This is a genomic window from Sphingomonas sp. (assembly GCF_040398505.1).
In the GTDB taxonomy this organism is placed as follows: Bacteria; Pseudomonadota; Alphaproteobacteria; order Sphingomonadales; family Sphingomonadaceae; genus Sphingomonas.
Window position 1 is genome coordinate 1 of record NZ_JBBATX010000179.1, and the last position, 2,811, is coordinate 2,811.

A 2,811-nucleotide genomic window follows, 5' to 3' on the forward strand; every position below is an offset into this window, starting at 1 on the left:
ATACCCGGCGAGAACCTGCTCACGCACATTGTAATTGTTTCCGGTGACCGGCACCAAGGCGAAGTTAGCGCGCGCGGCTTTCGCGACCGCGCGCATCTGGTTGGTGTCGAAATAGCGGAACGTATAGTCCATCGGAAGCTTGTCGAGGAACGCATCGTTGAGCGAGAACAGGTTGTAATCCTGCGGCAGGCCGATCGTCGCGAAGTCGGCGGCTCGGGTCAAGGAATTGGATCCGACCACGATGTTCCGCTCGTCCGCGATCTTGGTGCGCTGGTCGAACTGAAACCCGGCCTTGAAGGTCGCGTCGGCACCGAGGAACTCGGTTTGGCGCGAAAGGACGATCTTGCCCGTATAGGCGTCGGTCGTATCGATCGCATCGAGCACCGTCAGCGACGACGGAGTTTTAGCGAAAGTGTCGATCGCCGTCACCCGTGTCCCCGCTTGGAAGCGGGTCGGGCCGCTCAGCTGGTTGGTGGTGAAAAGCTGCAAGCGCGAGCGATTGGGATCGCTGAAATCATAGCCTACCGTCGGGCGCAGGTTGCGCGTGCTTGGGCTATCCCACGACACTTCGCCGACGACCGAGCGATCATCCTTCGACTGCGTGTAATTGCCCAGCCACATCAGATGCCAGCCATCGGCAAAATCGTGGTCGCCGGTAAACGTGTTGGTGAAGATCGATTGCTTATAGGCCCGCAACGTCGAGCGCTGGCGGATGTCGATGCCATAGATCGTGCCGACCTGCGGCGTATTGCCGATGCAGATGTCGGCATAGCCGCTCGTCGTCGGGGTGCTGTTCGGGGTGATCGTACAGGCGGCGCTATTGGCAACCAGCGCGCTCTGCTGATCGTCGAGGTCGAAGCGGTAATTGTCACGCGCCTCATCGTCGGTGAAGATCGTGTAGATCGAGCGCAGCGAGAAGCTGTTGTTCGCATCCGGCTTGTAATCGAGCCGGCCCGTGACCGACCAGTTGCGGCGGGTCAGGCGGTACAGCTTGTTTTCGGCTTCCTGCGCCCAGAAGCGCGTCAGGTTGTCGGGACGCAGGTCCTGCGCGACACGCTCATAATCGGTTTCGAAATTGTCGGTGATCTGGCCGCGTTCGAAATAGCTGCCCGAGACGAGCACGCCGACTTCGCCGCCGCCGAGGTTGAACCGGTCGGACGCGACGAGCGATGCCTCATATTGGTTGCGGCTGCCATATTCGGCGACGCCGAACCCGGCCTTGCCCGAGACATTCAAGCCTTTGTAATCGAAGGCCGAGCGGGTGATGACGTTGACGTTGCCCGCTACCGTCTCACCCGGCATTTCGGGCGTGACCGCCTTCGACACGATGATCTGCGACGCGATCGCCGACGGGATCGAATCGAAACGCGCGTCGCGCCCTTCGGGGCTGACGACGTTGATCCCGTCGAACGACAGCGTCGTCCAGTAATTGGGCGCGCCGCGCAAGCTGATGTAGCGCGCCTGACCCTGGTCGCGCTCGACCGCCGCACCGGCGAGACGACCGACCGCCTGGGCGATATTCTGGTCGGGTAGCCGACCGACGCCATCGGCCGCGGCGACCGTTACGAGCGAGTCGGAATTCTTCTGCACCTTCAACGCCGCCGCTTCCGATTCCGCGATCGGGCGCTTGCCGGTGACCAAGATCTCCTGATCGTCCTCTGCCACCGCTGGTGCGGCTGGCGCGGTTTGCGCCGCCGCCGGTGCCACCAGAATGCACGCGAGCGCGCTCGCGCAGCACGCGAGCAACAATTTGTATTGCGATGTCATAACGCCCCCGATTCGATTCCCGCTCGGGTTCCCCTAGGGACGATAAATGTAAGCTACTCTGCATTTGCATGACGCTCTTGTGACGATCGAGAGCGTCGCGCGGTGCGGTGTCGTCCGCGGATGAGTCTGGCGACCCCGGAGGCGGCAAACCAGCCCCGGTCAAACACACGAGCGCGGTATCGAGGTGAACGCCGACGCCATGATGCCCCAACGCGTCGGCCGGTCTCAATGCGTCGCGAATATGGGCGGCGAGCAATTCGTCGCCGCCTAAGGGAGATTGCTGCAAATTAACGCGCAACGGCAGGGTTTCCACTTCCGGTGTAAAATTATAGTTTGGTCCAAATGGGGTCTTTCGATCATCTCTCTCCACGCGAGCGGCAGTGCCTGACGCTTATCGCGACTCCAATGCGCCCAAAGGAAATCGCGGCCGAGCTGACGCTGTCGGTCAAGACCGTGGAGGCCTATCTAGCTTCCGCCAAAGGGAAAATCGGCGCGAACTCGTCCCTCCACGCGGCTCGGCTCTACGATGAGTATTGCCGTTCGCTACCGGAGAATCTCCCTGAGGACATTCCCCGTGTTGAGCCAGCGGCCAATCCGAACTCAACCGAGTTCGGATCCGTCGAAACGGCGGTTCTCCGGGGAAGGGAGATCACACTCGATTGGCAATGGCGGACAGCGATCATCGCAGGAATGTCGTTTGTCCTGGTTCTTTCCGTCCTCGTGCTGGTCGCTGGCGCAGATTCAATCACGCGGCTTGCACACGCTTACAAAACTACGCAGCCCATCAACCATTAGTGTCCCGACAGCGCCCGTTGTCGGGCGGGGAATTGAAATGTCAAAATTGCACGACGAACGCCTCGAAGTTGGCCGGACCATCGCGCTCCCGCTGCGCAAGCTGGAAGCGACCATCGACTCCGCAATAGAGCAAGCCGGTCACGTCATGATCGCGATGGCAGCAGGACGAAAGCGCGCCAAGGTTGCGGCGGCGACAGGCCAGGACGCATTTGCAGCGTTGGGCGAGACGGTTGCGGCGCTCTTCGAAGG

At 61.3% G+C, this 2,811-nt stretch carries 3 protein-coding genes; 2 read left to right on the forward strand and 1 reads right to left on the reverse strand.

Annotated features, from left to right (window positions below):
* Positions 1 to 1,767: TonB-dependent receptor plug domain-containing protein (locus ABWP09_RS14095; protein ID WP_353205752.1), on the reverse strand; the 1,767-nt coding region annotated here is incomplete at its 3' end.
* Positions 1,768 to 2,109: 342 nt separating this feature from the next.
* Here ABWP09_RS14095 and ABWP09_RS14100 point away from each other — a divergent pair.
* Both ABWP09_RS14100 and ABWP09_RS14105 read left to right on the forward strand, forming a co-directional pair.
* Positions 2,110 to 2,562 carry a response regulator transcription factor gene (locus tag ABWP09_RS14100; RefSeq protein WP_353205753.1) on the forward strand — a complete coding sequence of 151 codons (453 nt, stop codon included), beginning with the start codon at positions 2,110 to 2,112 and terminating at the stop codon, positions 2,560 to 2,562.
* A 46-nt stretch (positions 2,563 to 2,608) separates the two neighbouring features.
* Positions 2,609 to 2,811: hypothetical protein (locus tag ABWP09_RS14105; protein ID WP_353205754.1), on the forward strand; the 203-nt coding region annotated here is incomplete at its 3' end.